At 72.0% G+C, this 17,442-nt stretch carries 17 protein-coding genes; 5 read left to right on the top strand and 12 right to left on the bottom strand.

Translation table 11 applies throughout. From position 1 onward, the window contains the following. From ABT354_RS21255 to ABT354_RS21240, 4 genes are all read right to left on the bottom strand, one after another. Positions 1–678 carry a winged helix-turn-helix domain-containing protein gene (locus ABT354_RS21255; RefSeq protein ID WP_351496046.1) on the bottom strand — a complete coding sequence of 226 codons (678 nt, stop codon included), beginning with the start codon at positions 676–678 and terminating at the stop codon, positions 1–3. Positions 679–1,081: 403 nt separating this feature from the next. Continuing rightward, positions 1,082–2,104 (bottom strand): glutamine synthetase, encoded by a 1,023-nt coding sequence (glnII, locus tag ABT354_RS21250; protein WP_351496044.1) that lies wholly within the window; start codon positions 2,102–2,104, stop codon positions 1,082–1,084. Positions 2,105–2,221: 117 nt separating this feature from the next. Continuing rightward, positions 2,222–3,481, bottom strand: coding sequence for an ARPP-2 domain-containing protein (locus tag ABT354_RS21245; protein ID WP_351496042.1), 1,260 nt, complete (start codon positions 3,479–3,481; stop codon positions 2,222–2,224). Then, on the bottom strand, positions 3,478–4,929 hold the full coding sequence (locus ABT354_RS21240) for a hypothetical protein (protein WP_351496040.1): 1,452 nt from the start codon (positions 4,927–4,929) through the stop codon (positions 3,478–3,480). The genes ABT354_RS21245 and ABT354_RS21240 overlap by 4 nt, the downstream gene beginning before the upstream one ends. Before the next feature lie 234 nt (positions 4,930–5,163). On the opposite strand from ABT354_RS21240, the gene ABT354_RS21235 reads away from it, so the two are divergent. Beyond that, positions 5,164–6,084 (top strand): Gfo/Idh/MocA family protein, encoded by a 921-nt coding sequence (locus ABT354_RS21235; RefSeq protein ID WP_351496037.1) that lies wholly within the window; start codon positions 5,164–5,166, stop codon positions 6,082–6,084. Between the two features lie 350 nt (positions 6,085–6,434). On the opposite strand, the gene pdxR is transcribed toward ABT354_RS21235, so the two are convergent. After that, positions 6,435–7,841 carry a MocR-like pyridoxine biosynthesis transcription factor PdxR gene (gene pdxR / locus ABT354_RS21230; RefSeq protein WP_351496035.1) on the bottom strand — a complete coding sequence of 469 codons (1,407 nt, stop codon included), beginning with the start codon at positions 7,839–7,841 and terminating at the stop codon, positions 6,435–6,437. Positions 7,842–7,888: 47 nt separating this feature from the next. Between pdxR and ABT354_RS21225 the strand changes: the two genes are divergently transcribed. After that, positions 7,889–8,374 carry a carboxymuconolactone decarboxylase family protein gene (locus ABT354_RS21225; RefSeq protein ID WP_351496033.1) on the top strand — a complete coding sequence of 162 codons (486 nt, stop codon included), beginning with the start codon at positions 7,889–7,891 and terminating at the stop codon, positions 8,372–8,374. 155 nt (positions 8,375–8,529) lie between these two features. Further along, on the top strand, positions 8,530–8,874 hold the full coding sequence (locus tag ABT354_RS21220) for a hypothetical protein (RefSeq protein ID WP_502983460.1): 345 nt from the start codon (positions 8,530–8,532) through the stop codon (positions 8,872–8,874). A gap of 37 nt (positions 8,875–8,911) precedes the next feature. Here the strand turns inward: ABT354_RS21220 and ABT354_RS21215 are convergent, their stop codons facing one another. The 3 genes from ABT354_RS21215 to hemC all read right to left on the bottom strand — a co-directional run bounded on the left by ABT354_RS21215 (position 8,912) and on the right by hemC (position 11,372). Then, entirely contained in the window at positions 8,912–9,790 is an 879-nt protein-coding gene (locus ABT354_RS21215) for an MOSC domain-containing protein (protein ID WP_351496031.1), read from the bottom strand. Beyond that, positions 9,777–10,361, bottom strand: coding sequence for a GNAT family N-acetyltransferase (locus ABT354_RS21210; protein WP_351496029.1), 585 nt, complete (start codon positions 10,359–10,361; stop codon positions 9,777–9,779). The genes ABT354_RS21215 and ABT354_RS21210 overlap by 14 nt, the downstream gene beginning before the upstream one ends. Positions 10,362–10,436: 75 nt before the next feature. Beyond that, positions 10,437–11,372 carry a hydroxymethylbilane synthase gene (hemC, locus tag ABT354_RS21205; RefSeq protein ID WP_351496026.1) on the bottom strand — a complete coding sequence of 312 codons (936 nt, stop codon included), beginning with the start codon at positions 11,370–11,372 and terminating at the stop codon, positions 10,437–10,439. Positions 11,373–12,021: 649 nt separating this feature from the next. On the opposite strand from hemC, the gene ABT354_RS21200 reads away from it, so the two are divergent. Beyond that, the gene (locus ABT354_RS21200; RefSeq protein ID WP_351496024.1) at positions 12,022–12,636 is read left to right on the top strand and encodes a DUF5753 domain-containing protein; all 615 of its coding nucleotides are present in this window, start codon (positions 12,022–12,024) and stop codon (positions 12,634–12,636) included. A gap of 83 nt (positions 12,637–12,719) precedes the next feature. On the opposite strand, the gene glnA is transcribed toward ABT354_RS21200, so the two are convergent. Next, on the bottom strand, positions 12,720–14,129 hold the full coding sequence (gene glnA, locus ABT354_RS21195; RefSeq protein ID WP_351496022.1) for a type I glutamate--ammonia ligase: 1,410 nt from the start codon (positions 14,127–14,129) through the stop codon (positions 12,720–12,722). A gap of 268 nt (positions 14,130–14,397) precedes the next feature. Between glnA and ABT354_RS21190 the strand changes: the two genes are divergently transcribed. After that, positions 14,398–14,868, top strand: coding sequence for an RDD family protein (locus ABT354_RS21190; RefSeq protein WP_351496020.1), 471 nt, complete (start codon positions 14,398–14,400; stop codon positions 14,866–14,868). Between the two features lie 80 nt (positions 14,869–14,948). Here ABT354_RS21190 and ABT354_RS21185 read toward each other — a convergent pair whose 3' ends face one another. The 3 genes from ABT354_RS21185 to lipA all read right to left on the bottom strand — a co-directional run bounded on the left by ABT354_RS21185 (position 14,949) and on the right by lipA (position 17,315). After that, positions 14,949–15,659, bottom strand: a complete 711-nt coding sequence (locus ABT354_RS21185) for a DUF4191 domain-containing protein (protein ID WP_351496018.1) — start codon at positions 15,657–15,659, stop codon at positions 14,949–14,951. Positions 15,660–15,669: 10 nt separating this feature from the next. Then, positions 15,670–15,924: an SCO2195 family GlnR-regulated protein gene (locus ABT354_RS21180; protein ID WP_351496016.1), complete on the bottom strand. Its 255-nt coding sequence runs from the start codon at positions 15,922–15,924 to the stop codon at positions 15,670–15,672. A 404-nt stretch (positions 15,925–16,328) separates the two neighbouring features. After that, the gene (gene lipA / locus ABT354_RS21175) at positions 16,329–17,315 is read right to left on the bottom strand and encodes a lipoyl synthase (RefSeq protein WP_351496014.1); all 987 of its coding nucleotides are present in this window, start codon (positions 17,313–17,315) and stop codon (positions 16,329–16,331) included. Positions 17,316–17,442: the final 127 nt, after the last annotated feature.

Below are 17,442 nucleotides of genomic sequence, written 5' to 3'. Positions count from 1 at the left end.
TCAGGGGGTGTACTTGTAGCCGACGCGGCGCACGGTCTGGATCGTATGCCGGTAGCGCTCGCCCAGCTTGCGCCGCAGCCGGGCCACATGGACATCGACCGTGCGCCCGTCGCCGACGTGCCCGTACCCCCAGACCGTGGTCACCAGGTGGTCGCGGCTGTGCACCCGGTGCGGATGGGCCACCAGATGGGCCAGCAGTTCGAACTCCAGGTAGGTCAGATCCAGTTCGCGGTCGTCCACGAGCGCCACCCGCTCGGCGGCGTCGATACGGATCGGGCCCCCCGCGGGGTCACCGGCGGGCGGGGCCACGGGCTCCGGCACGGCGGCGGCGCGCCCCGCCCGGCCGAGTCGGTCCGTACCGAGCCGGTCCGTGCCGCGCCGATCCGCGCCGATCCGGTCCGTACCGAGTCGGTCCGCCGGGACGAGGACGAGATAGCCGACCATCGGCGGACGCCCCGGCAGGCTGGGCAGATCGTGCTGGGGCGCGGGCAGCCAGGTGGCCCCCGGCGGCAGCAGTTCGACCACGTCGGCGAGGCCACCGGGGGCCACCACCTCGTCGCGGTCTATCGCGCGCAGCCGGTGCCGGGCGCGGTTCGGTGCGGTCGCCCCGGGCGCCGAGGTACCCGCGGCGGCGACGGCGGTGGTGGGAACGGCGGAGAACGGACGGTGGTTCACCATGAGAGGACAGCTCTCTTTCGCGCTGAGGAGTCGTCTAGCCGAGGGGGACGGACGTACGTCGTGCGCGCCGGGCCGAAGGCCGGTGGGTGACCGGCTTTAGTGGGCCCGCGCGTTCAGCGCGCGGCAACACTCACGGTCGAAGTCATGGTGCTGACGGGAAGGCCAGAACGGCTCAAGGTCACAACGACCTGTCGCGGGGTTCTCATAGCCGACCATGGGCTCATTGAAGCAGATGCGCCCCTCCCGAACGACCCTCGCTCTCACCCTGCGAGACAGCTGTCTCATCACATCGGCGTTCCCGCCGGACCCCGCCGTCACCCCTCCCGACGGCCGGTCAGAAGGCCCCGGGACATGCCGAAGGGGCGCCCGCCACCCTGGCGGACGCCCCTCCCTGCCGGTGGGATCAGACCTGCCCGGCCTTCTCCAGCGCCGTGCAGCAGGTGTCCACCATCAGCCGCGTCACCACATACGGGTCGACGTTGGCGTTGGGCCGGCGGTCCTCGATGTACCCCTTGCCCTCCTGCTCCACCTGCCACGGGATCCGCACCGAGGCACCCCGGTCGGAGACGCCGTAGCTGTACTCGTTCCACGGGGCGGTCTCGTGCAGCCCGGTGAGCCGGTCGTCGATGCCCGCGCCGTAGTTCTTGACGTGGTCCAGCGGCTTGGACCCCTCGCCCAGCGACTCACAGGCGGTGATGATCGCGTCGTACCCCTCACGCATCGCCCGCGTGGAGAAGTTGGTGTGCGCGCCCGCGCCGTTCCAGTCGCCCTTGACCGGCTTCGGGTCCAGCGTCGCGGAGACCCCGAAGTCCTCGGCGGTGCGGTAGAGCAGCCAGCGCGCCACCCACAGCTGGTCGGCGACCTCCAGCGGGGCGAGCGGTCCCACCTGGAACTCCCACTGGCCCGGCATGACCTCGGCGTTGATGCCGGAGATGCCCAGACCGGCCGTCAGACAGTTCTCCAGGTGCTTCTCGACCACATCGCGGCCGTGGATCTCGTCCACGCCCACACCGCAGTAGTAGCCGCCCTGCGGCGCCGGGAAGCCCTGGGCCGGGAAGCCGAGGGGACGCTCGCCCTGGAAGAAGGTGTACTCCTGCTCGATCCCGAAGATCGGCTCCTGCGCGGCGAACCGCTCCGCCAGCTCGGCCAGCTCGGCGCGGGTGTTGGACTCGTGCGGGGTCATGTCCGTGTTCAGGACCTCGCAGAGCACCAGGACGTCGTCGGCCCCGCCGCGGATCGGGTCCGGGCAGACGAAGACCGGCCGCAGCACGCGGTCGGAGGAGCCGCCCTTGGCCTGGTTGGTGCTCGACCCGTCGAAGCCCCAGATCGGCAGCTCCGCACCGGCGGCGAGGATCCTCGTCTTGGAACGCAGCTTCGCCGTCGGCTCGGTGCCGTCGATCCAGATGTACTCAGCCTTGAAGGTCACGGGTCTCATCCTTTGCGGGTCGTGCGGTATGCCCCGCAGCTTCGCAATGCCCCATTTCCCGTCCGTTGCCCGTTTGTGAACCCTGTGTTACGTGGTGCCTGAGGTGCCTGTGCGGCGTTACGAGGCGCCTGGGGTACGGGGGTGACGCTCGGCACCCTGCTTCAGCAGCTCGTCGAAGCCCGCCTCCCGCAGCCGGCGGACCAGATCCGCCCGGTCCGTCCCGATCGCCTCCGCCGTACGGTCCAGATGCCAGTCGTGCTCGTGCAGCCGCTGGAGCAGATAGGCCCGCCCCGTCTGCGCCTCCGACAGCCGGAAGGTCTTCAGGAAGGCGACCCGCCCCTTGTGGTCGGTGATCGTCTCCCCGATGTGCTGCTCCGGCTCCCCGCGCCGGAACGACGGCAGGAAGCGCCAGAGCGTGAACGACCCCAGCGTGTACACCCGCCGGAACGCGTACGGGGCGTCCAGCAGCCGCGCCGCCATCAGCGTCGAGTGCCCCTCCTCCCAGGCACGCTCGGCCCCCCGCGCCGCCGCCCGCAGATCCGCGAGCGAGCGGATGTGCCGCCCGTCGCCCAGCTCCGCCGTGAACTCCGGCACCGGCGCCCCGAAGAACGCGTACTGATGGACCACCTCGCCGTACAGATCCTCCACCAGCGTCGGGTGCAGCACCCGATAGTCCTCCGGGTGGGGTACGGCGAACGCCGCCGCGAGCGAGTCCGCCGCGTACACCAGCACACCGCACTGACCCGGGTGGATCTCGAAGATCCGCAGCGCCTCGGCGAGCCCCGGCACCTGCCGGCCCGTGTACGCCGCCACCGACCGGGGCGGCAGCCCCTGCCGGACCGCCCGCCGGGTCCACTCCTCCCACACCACCGGCGGGCCGCCGAAGTGCAGGGAGAGATAGCCGTCCAGGGCCAGCCGGAGCGGCAGGAAGCGCAGCCGGGGCTCGGGGGAGCCCTGCGAGCGATGGCGCCGGACCAGCCGCTGGTGGTCCCGGAGGGGGATGCGCACCGGCGGCGCCGGCCGTCCCCGGCCCCGGCGGCCCGCCCGCTCACCGGCGGCTCCGCCGAGCTGGGTCCCGTACACCGCCGTCGGACCGGAGCCCGTCGACCCCGGGCCCGCAGGATCGGAGCCGGAGCCGGGCCCGTCCGGCCCGTCGGACCAGTCCACGACCAGCCCGTGCGGGATGTACGCGACCTCGTCCGCGAGGCCGTCGGCACCCGGGTCGCACAGCTCGCCGGAGCCGTCCGCCGCACCGCGCGCCTCCGGCCGCAGCCGCAGCCCCGCCACCGGCTCGTCCCGGACCAGCGGCACCAGCCGGATACCGCCCCACACCTGCGCGGGCCGGGCCGTCAGACCCGTCAGATCCAGCCGGCTCACCGGGCCACCGCCCGCTGCCGCCGACCGTGCCGGGCGAGGAAGTCCACCGTGCGCCGGTCCAGATAGGAGCGCAGCTCCGCGAGACCGGTCCGCCCCTCGGCGAACTGCGCGATCTCCACCAGCGCCGGCAGATCCTCCGCGTCCCGGATGCCCGCCGCCGGCACCCCCGGCGCCAGCCGCCGCACATCAAAACCGTCCGCGTCGTATACAGGGTTCATATGCACCACCGAGGTCCGCCGCCCCGGATCGAGACGGGTGCGCCACAGCCGCAGCACCTCACCTGCGAGCCCCGGCGGGGCGTTCTCCCAGCCATCGGAGACGATCACCAGCCGGCCCGGGGAGTCCTCCAGCGCGTCCAGGACCCGCGCACCCAGCGGGGTCGCCCCGACGGGCCGGATCAGCAGCGGGTCCCCGGCACCGGAGACCCAGTGCGCGCGGTACGAGCCCGCCAGCGCCTCCAGCAGGAAGTGCGCGCCCAGCGCCACCGCCAGCGGACGCCGCCGCTTGACCCCGGAACCCGACGACGACCAGCTGTCGTCCAGCACCGCCGCCACCCGGCCCCAGCTTCCCGCGTGCGGGCCCGCGACCCGGCGCGCGGCCGTCCGCAGCGCCCCGGTCAGCTCCGCCCGCCGCGCGGACCGCTCCGCCAGGGAGAGCGACAGCGTGTACAGCGCCAGCCGGGTCAGCGGCATGGCGGAGAGATCCGCGGCGGGGCCGGTGCGCTGGGTGCGCAGCCGCTCCAGCCGGGTCATCCGGGGCGCGATCCGCTCCAGGAACTCCCCCCGGGCCACCCCGCGCCGGGCCGCGAACCCCTCGGCCACCGTGAACGGCAGCTCGTACAGGGCGTCCTTCTCGTAGTGCGCCCGGCGGTACGCCTCCAGCAGCGGATGGCCGTACCGTGTCCGCGCCCCGGGGCGGAAGAGGAAGTCGCCCAGCTCCGGCGCGGTCCGGTGATGGCCATGGCGCAGCGCCGTCCGCAGCCCGCCCCGGTACTTCACCGCGTCCAGCGCCAGATCGGGCCGGTCCGCCAGCCACTCCCGCTGGATCGCCCGGGTCCGGCGGTTGTTGACCCCGGCCGAGCGCAGCGCCCCGAAGAGCCGGTAGACCCGCTGCGGCGGCAGCACCGCCAGCCGGGCCGCGATCAGCCCGCCCTCATGACGGCGGCCGGCGGCGTCGGTCTCGCCCGCGGTGCGCAGCAGCCCGGCGACGATCAGGGCCGCGTTGTGGTCGTTGATGTCCAGGGCGAGCGCCGCCGCGTACACCGGGCGATAGTTGACCAGCACGTACTCATGCAGAAACGCCAGGGACAGCCGCTGCTCCCGCTCGGTCGAGCGGAACTCGCGCTGTCCGGTCGCCGTGACGGTCGCGTTGACGAAGAGCAGGACGTCCTCGGCGGCGACCAGATCCGCGAAGCCCTCCCCGGCGGACCCGGGCTCCCTGCTCTCCATACCGCCCCCTCATGCACGCGTGCCCCGCATGCCGCGCATGCCCCTCATGTCGAAAGAGCCGGCCGGGGAATGGGGGCGCGAACAGCGAAATCATTTGCTGACAGGCAAGTCCCGGAAGTCGCGCCGGAGTCCCGCGGCCGGCCCGGGGAACATAACACCCCGGGAAGGTACGGTTCCTCGTATTTTCCCGGCATTTTCCCGCCGGGGTGCCCCCCGGAGCGGCACACTGGGGCCATGACCACCCACACTCCTCCTCCGAAGCTGCGCTGCGGGCTCCTCGGCGCCGGACCGTGGGCACAGCAGACCCAGGCGCCCGCACTGAGTGCCCATGGCGGTGTCGTCTTCACCGGCGTCTGGGCCAGACGGCCCGAGGCGGCGGCGGAGCTGGCCACCGCCCATGGCGTCACCGCCTACTGCGGGGAGGAGGGGATCGACGCACTGCTCGCCGACAGCGACGCCGTGGCCTTCGCCCTGCCGCCGGACATCCAGGCGCCGCTGGCCGCGCGGGCCGCGGCGGCGGGCCGTCATCTGCTGCTGGACAAGCCGGTCGCCACCACCGTGGCCGCGGCGCTGGCCACCGCGGACGCCGCCGCGCGGGCCCAGGTCGCCTCGGTGGTCTTCTGCACCCTGCGGTTCGCGCCCGACACCGAGAGCTGGATCGCCGAACAGAGCGCGATGGGCGGCTGGTTCACGGCCCAGGCCCGCTGGCTGGGCTCGCGGTACGCGCACGGGGTGGACAGCGGCGATCCGCCGTCGCCCTGGCGGCGGGAGCGCGGCGGGCTCTGGGACATCGGGCCGCACGCCCTGTCGGTCCTGGTGCCGCTGCTGGGCGAGGTGACCCGGGTGACGGCGGTCTCCGGCCCCGCCGACACCGTCCATCTGACGCTGCGGCACACCTCGGGGGCGTCGAGCGCGGTCACGCTGGGGCTGAGCGCCCCGGCGGCGGGCGCGGGCGCACGGGTGGAGCTGGTGGGGGAGCACGGGAAGGTGGTGATGCCGAAGTGGGACGATCCGGTCACCGCGTTCCGGGGTGCGGTGGACGAGCTGCGCGCGTCGATCCGTACCGGGCGTCAGCATCCGTGCGATGTGCGGTTCGGGCTCCGGGTGACGGAGATCCTGGCGGAGGCGGAGGAGCAGCTGGACCGCGAGGGCTGAGCGGGGGCGGGTGCGGGTGCGGACGCGGGGCGGATGGTGTTCCCGGGGCGCGGGTGGCGGGCCGGTGCGGGCTCCGGTCCCGATCGCGACGGCCCTGACCGCGACGGCCGGGGTGCCCGGTGGTCTCAGGAGCCGGACTCCTCGGCTCCACCGGCACCGTCGCCGCCGAAGTCGCCCGCGTCGCCACCGTCGTTGCCCAAGCCGCCGGGATCGCCCGAGCCGACACTTCCGCCGTCGTCCCCCTGACCGCCCCTCGTCCCCCTGCCCCGTCTCACCGGCGCCGTCTTCCGCCGGATCTCCTCGACGACCGCCTCCCGGTCGGCGATCCGTACCGAGGACCGGTCGGGGGCTCAGGCGGTGGCCCCCGGGGGCAGCGCCCGGCAGAGCGCGTCCAGGGCCGCCGCGTACCCGTGGTCGGTCGGGGTCGCGTACCCCACCACCAGCCCGTCCCGGCGCTCCGTGCTCTCCGGGTGCCGGTAGCCGGCCAGCCCCTCGACCGCGAGCCCCTGCCAGGACGCCGCCTTGACCACCGAGCGCTCGGTGCCCGGCGGCAGTTCGAGGACCGCGTGGAGACCGGCCGCGATCCCGCTCACCCCGACCCCCGGCGCCCGTTCGGCCAGCACCTCGGTGAGCCGGTCCCGGCGGCGGCGGTACCGCTGCCGCATGCGCCGGACATGACGGTCGTACGAGCCGGAGGTCAGGAAGTCCGCGAGGGTGAGCTGTTCCGTGGCGCTCGACCACTGCTCCCGTTCGCCCTTGGCCGCGAGGACCGGCTCGACCAGCCGCTCGGGCAGCACCATCCAGCCCAGCCGCAGGGTGGGGGAGAGGCTCTTGCTCACCGAGCCCAGCAGCGCCACCATCTCCGGGTCCAGCGACTGGAGCGCCCCCACCGGCTGGCGGTCGTAGCGGAACTCGCCGTCGTAGTCGTCCTCCACCACCAGCCCGCCGGCCGCGCGCGCCCACTCCACGGCGGCGGCCCGGCGCCGGGGCCCCAGCGGGCCGCCGGTGGGGAACTGATGGGCGGGGGTGAGCAGAACGGCGTTCTCCCGGCGCAGCGCGGCCACCTCGGCGCCGTGCGCGTCGACGGCCAGCGGGGTGGTGACGGCCCCGGCGGAGGTCAGCAGCCCCCGGTGGAAGGGGAGTCCGTACGCCTCCACCGCCCAGCGGCGGCCCACCACCCCGGCGAGCAGCCGCAGACCGTGGGCGGCGCCGGAGCAGATCACGATCCGGTCGGGCCCTGACCGTGCCCCGCGGGTCCGCGCCAGATACTCCGCCAGCGCCTCCCGCAGCTCCACCCGGCCCCGGGGGTCGCCGGGCCCGAAGGCGTCGTGCGGGGCGGCGGAGAGCGCCCGGCGGGCCGAGGCCAGCCAGGCGGCGCGGGGGAAGGCGGACGGGTCCGGCCGCCCCTGCGTCAGATCGTGCACCGGCCGCCGGGCGCTCTCCGGCACGGTCCGCCGGGGCACGGGGGCGGTCGGACCCGTCCCGGCGGCGACCCGGGTCCCCGAGCCCTGGCGGGCGGTGAGCCAGCCCTCGGCGACCAGTTCGGCGTAGGCGTCGGCCACGGTGTTCCGGGCGATGCCCAGATCGGCGGCGAGCGAGCGGTACGGGGGCAGCCGTGCCCCGGGCGCGAGCCGCCCGCTCCGTACCGCCTCGCGCAGTACGCGGGTCAGCGCGGCCCGCCGGCTGCCCGCGCCCGACAGCTCCAGATGGAGATCGGCGCCCAGGACCTCCGCTGAATTGACCCATGATTTCGCCATGGAAATGCACCTCCCAACCGGTCGCCTGCGATCCTAGAGTCGTACCCATGACGACGACAGCAGCGACCGAGCAGACCACGACCATGGCCCGGATCGACTTCGCCCGCCAGGCACCCCAGGTGTTCCGCGCCGTGATCGGCCTGGACGCCGCGGCCCGTGCCGGTCTCGACCCCGCCCTGGTGGAGCTGGTGCAGATCCGCTCCTCGCAGCTCAACCACTGCGCCTACTGCCTGCATATGCACACCACCGACGCGCGCCGGGCGGGGGAGAGCGAGGAGCGGCTGCATATGACGGCCGTGTGGCGGGAGGCGCGGCACTTCTTCACGGAGAAGGAACAGGCCGCTCTGGCGCTGACCGAGGCGGTCACCCTGATCGCGGACGCCGGTGTCCCGGACGGGGTGTACGAGCGGGCCGCCGCCCACTTCGAGGAGGCGGAGCTGGCCCAGCTGATCGCGCTGATCCTGACGATCAACACCTGGAACCGGATCGCGCTGGCGACGGGGAAGGTCGCGGGGACGGACGACCGCGCCTGACCCGACTCCCCTGGATCCATGCCCGGGGCTTTCCGGGGCCTCCCGGGACCTCTGGGGGTGGGTAAACACCGTCTGGCCAGGGCCGATTGTCAGTGCCGGGAACTAGAATGGACAGTAGTTCGAGAAGGTTCCGCCACCGTGCCCGGAGGATGCCGATGGCCGCTGCCCGCCTCACCACGACGTCGCCGACCACCACCACCCGACCGTCCCGCAGTGCCGGCCGTTCGACCCGATCGCGGCGGCCGGCCGAGATCGTCACCGCCTGTGCCCCGCTGCGGAAGGCGCCGCTCCCGGCGGGCCTCCCCCGCGAGTGGTACATCAGCCACAACCGCCGGCTGAAGGCGATGCGGCTCGCCATCGCCCTGCTGGACACGGGGGTGCACCACCCCGCCACCGCCGACAACGGCCGTATCCGTGAGACGGCGGAGCGGATCGGTCTGCACCCGCCGTCCGACACCACCTGCCGGATGGTCAGGGCGCTGATCCGCTACGGCCGCTGAGCCCCGGGCGGGCCGGTCCGACGACCGGCCCGCTCCTTCATCCGCCCGCCCCTGCCCGTACAGGGGTCTCCGCGGCGCGCCACTCGGGGGTCACCGGGTCGCCCACCGAGATCACCCCTTCCCGCAGGACCGCCGCCTTCAGCCCGAAGGCGATCTTGTTGCCCTGGGCGGGGTCCCGCCGGTACGTGGAGAGCGTGCGGATGGGCTCGGGCCCGTCCCGTACCCCCGTCAGCTGGTCCACCATGGGTACCGCGCAGCGGGTCGCCGGGGTGGAGCGGGCGAGGACGGCGGTGCCGATCGCCATCCGGCTCATCTCGTCCTCGGAGTGCGGCCCGGGGCAGCCGTCGAGGACCACATTGGCGCGAAAGCGGTCCATCGGCACCGGCCGGCCGCCGCCCGCCGTGATGCGGGCGTTCAGCTCGTCCAGGGAGGCGGTGGAGGCGACCAGCAGGGCATGGGCGTCCCCGAAGGCGACCTTGCCGGGGGTGTCGCCCCAGCCGTCGCGGTCGAAGCCGGGCCGCACCCGTACCAGCCGGACCGCCGTCCCCAGGACCTGCGAGAACCATCCGGCGGTGTCGTCGCCCTGGTCCACGGCCTCCCCCAGGGGCTTGCCGAACATACTGACCTCCCGGCGCGGCCCTTCCGGGGCGACCTCGGCCAGCAGGGGTTCCACTCCGTCGGCGCTGAGCCGCAGCCGGGCGCCGCCGTCCAGGACCTCGGGCCGTACGGCGGCGAGCAGGGGGAGGGTCCGCTGGCTGTGGAAGGTGTGGTCGGCGGCGTCGACCACCATGAAGAGCCGGTCGTGCGCCAGCCCGGTCGCCACGGTCCGCGCCGAGCGGACATCCGTTCCGGCGCAGCCCTTCACCGGGTAATACGTCAGCCGCCGTACGGTGATCAGGGGTTCAGCGGCGGGCACGGAGACCCTCCCGCACGGTGGGCCACTCGGCGGCGAGGACGGAGAAGTAGACGGTGTCCCGCCAGGTGCCGTCGGGCCGCTGCCGATGCCGGCGCAGGACCCCCTCGCGCCGGGCGCCGAGACGGGCGATGGCCGCCTGGGAGCGCTCATTGAGGTGATCGGTCTTCAACTGCACCCGGCCCATGCCGAGATCGTCGAAGGCATGGCCGAGCAGCAGCAGCTTGGCCTCGGTGTTGACGGCGGTGCGCCAGTGGGCCCGGCCGTACCAGGTCCAGCCGATCTCCAGCCGTTCGTCGCCGGGGGCGATGTCCAGATAGGTGGTCCAGCCGATGGCCCGGCCCGACTCCAGCGACACCACCGCGAAGGCGACCGTACCGGGATCGGCCAGCACCTCCCGGACCACGGCGGCCAGCTCCTCCTCGGTACGGGGGACCGGGGTGCCGAGCCAGCGCCAGACCTCCTCGTCCCCGCCGCCGGCGGCGAAGAGATCGGGGAGGTGCGACAGCGTGAGGGGTTCCAGCCGGATATGACGTCCGGTCAGGGTGACGGGTACGGGGGTTCTCGCGGACATACCGATGACGCTAACCCCTCGCTGCACTAGCCGCAAACAATTCCTGCACTAGTGCAAAAGAGAAGGTCTGCGGTCTCAGTGCGGGATGCCGTCGATCAGCTCCCTGGCCCCCTGCCGCAGCAGCGCCACCGCCACCGAGGTCCCGAGCGTCGCCGGATCCAGCGGACCCGCCCACTCATGGGCGTTCAGCACCCGCTTGCCGTCCGGGGTGAAGACCTTGGCCCGCAGCGACAGATCCCCGCTCGACTCCGACCGCGCGTAACCGGCGATCGGCGAGTTGCAGTGCCCCTGGAGCACATGGAGCAGCATCCGCTCCGCGGTCGCCTCCCGGTGCGCCTGGGGGTCGCCCAGCGCGCTCACCACGTCGATCGTCGCCGTGTCGTCCTCCCGGCACTGGAGCGCCAGGATCCCCGCGCCGATCGGCGGGCACATGACCTCCTCGGACAGCACCTCGCTGATCACATCCGTACGGCCGATCCGCTCCAGCCCCGACACCGCGAGCAGCAGCGCGTCCGCGTCCCCGGCGGCCAGCTTCTCCAGCCGCCGGTTGGCGTTCCCGCGCATCGGCACGCACTCCAGCCGGGGATGCGAGGCGGCGAGCTGGGCCACCCGGCGCACCGAGGAGGTCCCGATCCGCGTCCCGGCGGGCAGCTCGTCCAGGGCCAGCCCACCCGGGTGCACCAGCGCGTCCCGGATGTCGTCCCGCCGCAGAAACGCCGCGAAGGTCGTCCCCGCCGGCAACGGCCGGTCCGCCGGGACGTCCTTCACACAGTGCACCGCCAGATCCGCCTCCCCGGCGACCAGCGCCGCGTCCACCTCCTTGGTGAACGCCCCCTTCCCACCCAACCGGGCGAGATCCCCCATCCACCGGTCCCCCGAGGTCGTCACCGCCACCACCTCGGTCCTGATCCCCGGCCTCACCCCCGCCAACTCCGCCCGCACCCGCTCCACCTGGGCCAGCGCCATGGGCGACGACCGGGACACGATCCGCAACACTTCAGGCTCAGACATGCCGAACACCCTAGGGCCTCCGGGTGGTGTCCTCCTTACTCGGACATGCTGAACGACTGCGCCATCCGGGCGCGTTGGGCCCGCCCTGCGGGCCCGGGGCGGCGCGAAGGCCGCCACCCCCGGAAGGGCAGCAGACCCGCCTCTCCACGCCCCGAGCGATGGCTTCCTTGTCCTCGGCCGGGGTGTCGAAGCGGGCGAAGAAGCCGTCGGGACTCCGGCGGCCAGGCGTGACGCAGTGAGGAGCCCGATGGCGAGATGTCCCGTGGGGGCGGTCGCCGGCCTGGCCGCACCGAGACCTGCATGCCCGCCGAAGCCTCCCCGCTCCGCACCCCACCCATCCGCCGTGACGACGGTGAACATCGGACGTTCACATGGATCACCACCACACCCGCACTGCGCGCTCGGTACCGTCTGGAGTGGCGGTTCCGGGCTCGACCCGAATACGACACGAACCAAGGGGAGTTCGGTTGACGGACGTTCGGCCCAGCCAGCAGATGCGCGACCTCGGCATCGGCCGCGCAGCCGTCGTCGTCCAGCCCCCGGCGACGCTCCCGCGATCATCCTGCTCAACCCATGCATCACCGCCCACGCGGAGGCGAGCGACGAGCAGTACGAGGGCTGCTGAGGAATGAGTCAGGAGGAGATACGGGTGACGAGTTCCATTCCGTGGCAGGAGCGCTTGTCCACCGGTACCGAGTCGATCCAGGACGAGGTGGTCCGCCGGTATCAGGAGACGCGCGAGGGCGTGGCGTACGTGCCCACCATGATCTGGGGGACGCTCCAGACCGAGGCCTACGCCACCGTGATCCTGGGCCAAGTGGTCGAATTCCTGGGGATCCCGAACGACGTGCCGGCGGGAGTCGCCAAACGTATGCAGCGCCAGCAGGTGCTGTACGACGGTGAGCACAGCTACGACGTCGTCCTCGGGGAGCAGGCCCTCCACACGAACATCGGCGGGCCCGAGGTCATGCGCGAGCAGATCGACCGGATCCTCCGCGACATCGACCTGCCCTCGCTCACGCTCGGCATCGTTCCCGTCTCGGCACGCGTGAACATGCATCCTCTCCACGCCTTCACCATGTACGGCGACGAGGTCCACGTCGAGCTGGTCTCCTCGGGCGTGACCGTCACCGAGGCGGACGAGGTCGCCCTCTATCGCAAGGCGTTCGACAGGATGCGTGAGGCGGCCCTGTACGGCGACGCCGCCAAGGAACTCCTGCGGAAGGCCCTCTCCTCCTGGACCGACGACGCCCCACGCGACTGACCGCACGACCGAGGGCCGCCACCCCCAGGAGGAGGTGGCGGCCCTGTGTCGGAGCTCAGGCCCGGGCGAGCTGGGCCTGCGGCTTAGAGGTCGAAGTACAGCTCGAACTCGTGCGGGTGCGGGCGCAGCTGGATCGGGGCGATCTCGTTGGTGCGCTTGTAGTCGATCCAGGTCTCGATCAGGTCCGAGGTGAAGACGCCGCCGGCCTGGAGGTACTCGTTGTCCTGCTCCAGGGCTTCGAGGACGGCCGGGAGGGAGGTCGGGACCTGGGGGACGCCCGCGTGCTCCTCGGGGGCCAGCTCGTAGAGGTCCTTGTCGATCGGCTCGGCGGGCTCGATCTTGTTCTTGACGCCGTCGAGGCCCGCGAGGAGGAGGGCGGAGAAGGCGAGGTAGGGGTTGGAGGACGGGTCCGGGGCGCGGAACTCGACGCGCTTGGCCTTCGGGTTGGAGCCCGTGATCGGGATGCGCATCGCGGCGGAGCGGTTGCGCTGCGAGTAGACCAGGTTGACCGGGGCCTCGAAGCCGGGGACCAGGCGGTGGTACGAGTTCACCGTCGGGTTGGTGAAGGCCAGCAGCGACGGGGCGTGCTTGAGGATGCCGCCGATGTAGTAGCGGGCGGTGTCCGAGAGGCCCGCGTAACCCTGCTCGTCGTAGAAGAGCGGGGAGCCGCCCTGCCACAGCGACTGGTGGACGTGCATGCCCGAGCCGTTGTCGCCGAAGATCGGCTTCGGCATGAAGGTCGCGGTCTTGCCGTTGCGCCAGGCGACGTTCTTCACGATGTACTTGAAGAGCATCAGGTCGTCGGCGGCGGCGAGCAGGGTGTTGAACTTGTAGTTGATCTCCGCCTGGCCGGCCGTGCCCACCTCGTGGTGCTGGCGCTCGACCTGAAGGCCCTGGCGGTCCAGCTCCAGCGAGATCTCCGCGCGCAGGTCGGCGAAGTGGTCGACCGGGGGAGCCGGGAAGTAGCCGCCCTTGTAGCGGACCTTGTAACCGCGGTTGTCCTCGACCGCACCGGTGTTCCAGGCGCCGGCCTCGGAGTCGATGTGGTAGAAGCCCTCGTTGGCGGAGGTGTTGAAGCGCACCGAGTCAAAGACGTAGAACTCCGCCTCCGGACCGAAGTACGCGGTGTCCGCGATACCGGTCGAGGCGAGGTACGCCTCCGCCTTCTTGGCGATGTTCCGCGGGTCACGGCTGTACTGCTCGCCCGTGATCGGGTCGTGGATGAAGAAGTTGATGTTGACGGTCTTGTCACGGCGGAACGGGTCCAGCCGGGCCGTCGACAGGTCGGCGCGGAGCGCCATGTCCGACTCGTGGATCGCCTGGAAGCCACGGATGGACGAGCCGTCGAAGGCCAGCTCCTCGTCCGGGTCGAACGCCGCGGCCGGGATCGTGAAGTGCTGCATCACACCCGGCAGGTCGCAGAACCGGACATCGACGAACTTGACGTCCTCGTCGGCGATGTACTTCTTCGCGTCGTCGGCGTTCTGGAACATCCAACTCCTCCTACTCCCGTCCCCAGGTCCGTGGGGCGGGTTTGCGGCTGTCGCGGCCAGTGCGGTGGCACACGCGGGACCGACCTTAGGCAGACCGGATTTCTCCAGCATGACCCGTTTGTTTCGCCCACGTTAACCGACTGGTGACGGGTGTGACCTGCGACGGAGGTCTACGGGGAGAGGGGCAGGCCGGGCGGGCGGCGGGACGGGGCGTCCCACGGCGGGGGCGGGCCCCAGTGATCGGAACCGCACACAGTACCGTGGACGGGTGGACAACAGGCAAGCAATCGGATCGTGGCTCTCCGGGCCGCGCGCGGCCGCCGAGGACATGGGCGTCGACTTCGGACACCGGGGCAAGCGGCTCGGTCTGCCGGAGGCAGGACCGGGCTCCATGGCCCCCCTCGGACGGCGCTTCGGCGCACTCTTCATCGACTGGGGGCTCTGCTACCTGATCGCGTACGGGCTGCTGGCCCGGGGCGAGTCCGCGCAGATCACCTCCAACTGGGCGCTGGGTGTCTTCCTCGTCCTCCATCTGCTGACCACCGGCACGGTGGGCTTCACCCCCGGCAAGCGGCTCCTCGGGATCTGGGTGATCTCCACCGACGGCGGGCGGCTGGGCTTCGGCCGGTCCGTCCTGCGGAGCGTGCTGCTCAGCCTGGGTCTGCCCGCGCTGATCTGGGACCGGGACGGACGCGGCCTCCACGACCGCTTCTCCCGCGCGGTCCAGGTGCGCAGGTAGCCCACGAGCGGAAAGAAGAGCAGGAAAAAGGGGCTCCCGGACGATTCCGGGAGCCCCTCTTCATGTCGTCGCCGTGCGGATCAGCGCATCTTGCCGCCGCCGCGCGGCATCCGCATGCCCTTCGGCATCGGACCCTTCGGCATCGGCATATTGCTCATCAGGTCACCGAGCGCCTTCAGGCGGTCATTGGCCGCGGCCACCTGCGCGCCCGAGAGGATCCGGGGCAGCTTCAGCATCTTCGTCCGGACCTTCTTCAGCGGCACCTGGCCCTCGCCGGTGCCGACCAGGATGTCGTGGACGGGCACATCGACGACGATCCGCGCCATCTTCTTCTTCTCGGCGGCCAGCATCGGCTTCAGCCGGTTCGGGTTGCCCTCGGCGACCAGGACGATGCCCGCCTTGCCCACGGCACGGTGGATCACGTCCTGGTTGCGGTTCATCGCCACCGCGGGGGTCGTCGTCCAGCCCCGGCCGACGTTCTGGAGCACCGCCGCCGCCGCGCCCGGCTGGCCTTCCATCTGCCCGAACGCCGCCCGCTCGGCGCGCCGTCCGAAGACGATGGCCATCGCGAGGAAAGCGATCAGGAAGCCCAGGATGCCCAGATAGATCGGGTACCCCAGCCAGAAGCCCAGACCGAGGAAGGCGCCGAAGGTCACGAGCCCCACGGCCGCGATGATCAGCCCGACCTTGGGGTCGGCCTTCCGCGTCATCTTGTACGTCAGAGCGATCTGCTTGAGTCGCCCCGGGTTCGCAGCGGCGTCACCGCTGTCGGAGTTTGCCTTCCTCGCCATAATCCGAAGTTTACGTGGCCGCCGGACCCCGGCCAGCCACGGCCTCCAGTACGTGCTGGGTCTCCACCCGGTCCTTGGCCCGGCGCCGGTCCTCCAGGACGGCGGTCCAGGCGTTGCGGCGGGCGGTGCGCTGGCCACCGCCGAGCAGCAGCGACTCCATCGCGCGCAGGGCTCCGGTGACGGAGGGCAGGGCTTGGGCGCGCACCAGGCGCGCGGAGCCGACGGACGGGACGGGACGGATCGGGCGTACTGGCGCCGCCTGCATGGGTGAGGCCCCCTCGGGACAAAGTGGTCGACAGGTGGTGGGAGCAGTCCGTCCTGGCCGGTGCGGGAGGCGTCGGGCGGGCGTGCGGTACAGCGGTCGTGCGGTACAGATGCGTGGCGCTGTACGCGCGGGTGCGGTGCGGGGGAGAAGTGCTGCGCGGGTGCGGTACTGGGTGCGGTACGTGAAAAAAGGGTTACGCATTGGTGTTACCAGCGGGTGACCAGGGGGTCAAACGCCTATGAAACCTATACGCGCACCCGCTAAAGCCTGACGCGACCCGTACATCCACCCCGCGACCTGCGGGGGAGTACGGGCCGCGCCGCCCACTCCGTGGTTACCTGTCGGTAGTCACTTGTGCTTGAATTCACACACCGATGGCCGCACCGATGGTCCTGGTCCGGGCCTCAGACCGCCTGGGTGGCCAGCTCCCCGGCGACCGGGGCCACCGGCGTCCCGCGCCGCTCCATGGCCTGGCCGTACAGCCGTCCCGCCCGGTACGAGGAACGCACCAGCGGTCCGGACATGACCCCGGAGAAGCCGATCTGATCGGCCTCGTCCTTCAGCTCCACGAACTCCATGGGCTTCACCCACCGCTCCACCGGGTGGTGGCGCACCGAGGGTCGCAGATACTGCGTGATGGTGATCAGCTCGCACCCGGCGTCGTGCAGCTGGCGCAGGGCCTCGCTGACCTCCGCGCGCTCCTCGCCCATGCCCAGGATCAGATTGGACTTGGTCACCAGACCGGCCTCGCGGGCCCGGGTGATGACCTCCAGCGAACGCTCGTAGCGGAAGCCGGGCCGGATCCGCTTGAAGATCCGCGGCACGGTCTCCACATTGTGCGCGAAGACCTCGGGGCGGGAGGCGAAGACCTCGTCCAGCAGCTCGGGGACCGCGTTGAAGTCGGGGGCCAGCAGCTCGACCTTGGTCGGGCCGCTCTCGCGGCCGGCGGTCTGGAGATGGATCTGCCGCACGGTCTCCGCGTACAGCCAGGCGCCGCCGTCCTCCAGGTCGTCCCGGGCGACACCGGTGATGGTCGCGTAGTTCAGATCCATGGTGACGACCGACTCGCCGACCCGGCGGGGCTCGTCGCGGTCCAGCGCCTGCGGCTTGCCGGTGTCGATCTGGCAGAAGTCACAGCGCCGGGTGCACTGGTCGCCGCCGATGAGGAAGGTCGCCTCGCGGTCCTCCCAGCATTCGTAGATGTTGGGACAGCCCGCCTCCTGGCACACCGTGTGCAGCCCCTCGCTCTTCACGAGGTTCTGCATCTTCGTGTACTCGGGGCCCATCTTCGCCCGGGTCTTGATCCACTCGGGCTTGCGCTCGATGGGGGTCTGGCTGTTCCTGACCTCCAGGCGCAGCATCTTGCGTCCGTCGGGTGCGACAGCGGACACGTCGGCGCCCCTTTCTGCTAGCGCGGCATTCGAATCTGCGGCGTCCACCAGGGTACGCCCGTCATGTGCAAGGTCTTCTCTCCGGCCAACCCGCAGGCAGCGGGGTGCATTCCCCCGGACGGCCCAG

This window comes from Streptomyces sp. NPDC000594, assembly GCF_040299965.1.
Lineage (GTDB): Bacteria > Actinomycetota > Actinomycetes > Streptomycetales > Streptomycetaceae > Streptomyces.
Note: the sequence above shows the minus strand (reverse complement) of the source record. Positions and strands in the feature narration are given on the sequence as shown.

Excerpts from the sequence above, each read along its gene's own strand:
- ABT354_RS21255 (WP_351496046.1), bottom strand. The coding sequence starts at position 678 with ATGGTGAACCACCGTCCGTTCTCCGCCGTTCCCACCACCGCCGTCGCC.
- ABT354_RS21240 (WP_351496040.1), bottom strand. The coding sequence starts at position 4,929 with ATGGAGAGCAGGGAGCCCGGGTCCGCCGGGGAGGGCTTCGCGGATCTG.
- ABT354_RS21235 (WP_351496037.1), top strand. The coding sequence starts at position 5,164 with ATGACCACCCACACTCCTCCTCCGAAGCTGCGCTGCGGGCTCCTCGGC.
- pdxR (WP_351496035.1), bottom strand. The coding sequence starts at position 7,841 with ATGGCGAAATCATGGGTCAATTCAGCGGAGGTCCTGGGCGCCGATCTC.
- ABT354_RS21225 (WP_351496033.1), top strand. The coding sequence starts at position 7,889 with ATGACGACGACAGCAGCGACCGAGCAGACCACGACCATGGCCCGGATC.
- ABT354_RS21220 (WP_502983460.1), top strand. The coding sequence starts at position 8,530 with ATGGCCGCTGCCCGCCTCACCACGACGTCGCCGACCACCACCACCCGA.
- ABT354_RS21210 (WP_351496029.1), bottom strand. The coding sequence starts at position 10,361 with ATGTCCGCGAGAACCCCCGTACCCGTCACCCTGACCGGACGTCATATC.
- hemC (WP_351496026.1), bottom strand. The coding sequence starts at position 11,372 with ATGTCTGAGCCTGAAGTGTTGCGGATCGTGTCCCGGTCGTCGCCCATG.
- glnA (WP_351496022.1), bottom strand. The coding sequence starts at position 14,129 with ATGTTCCAGAACGCCGACGACGCGAAGAAGTACATCGCCGACGAGGAC.
- ABT354_RS21185 (WP_351496018.1), bottom strand. The coding sequence starts at position 15,659 with ATGGCGAGGAAGGCAAACTCCGACAGCGGTGACGCCGCTGCGAACCCG.
- ABT354_RS21180 (WP_351496016.1), bottom strand. The coding sequence starts at position 15,924 with ATGCAGGCGGCGCCAGTACGCCCGATCCGTCCCGTCCCGTCCGTCGGC.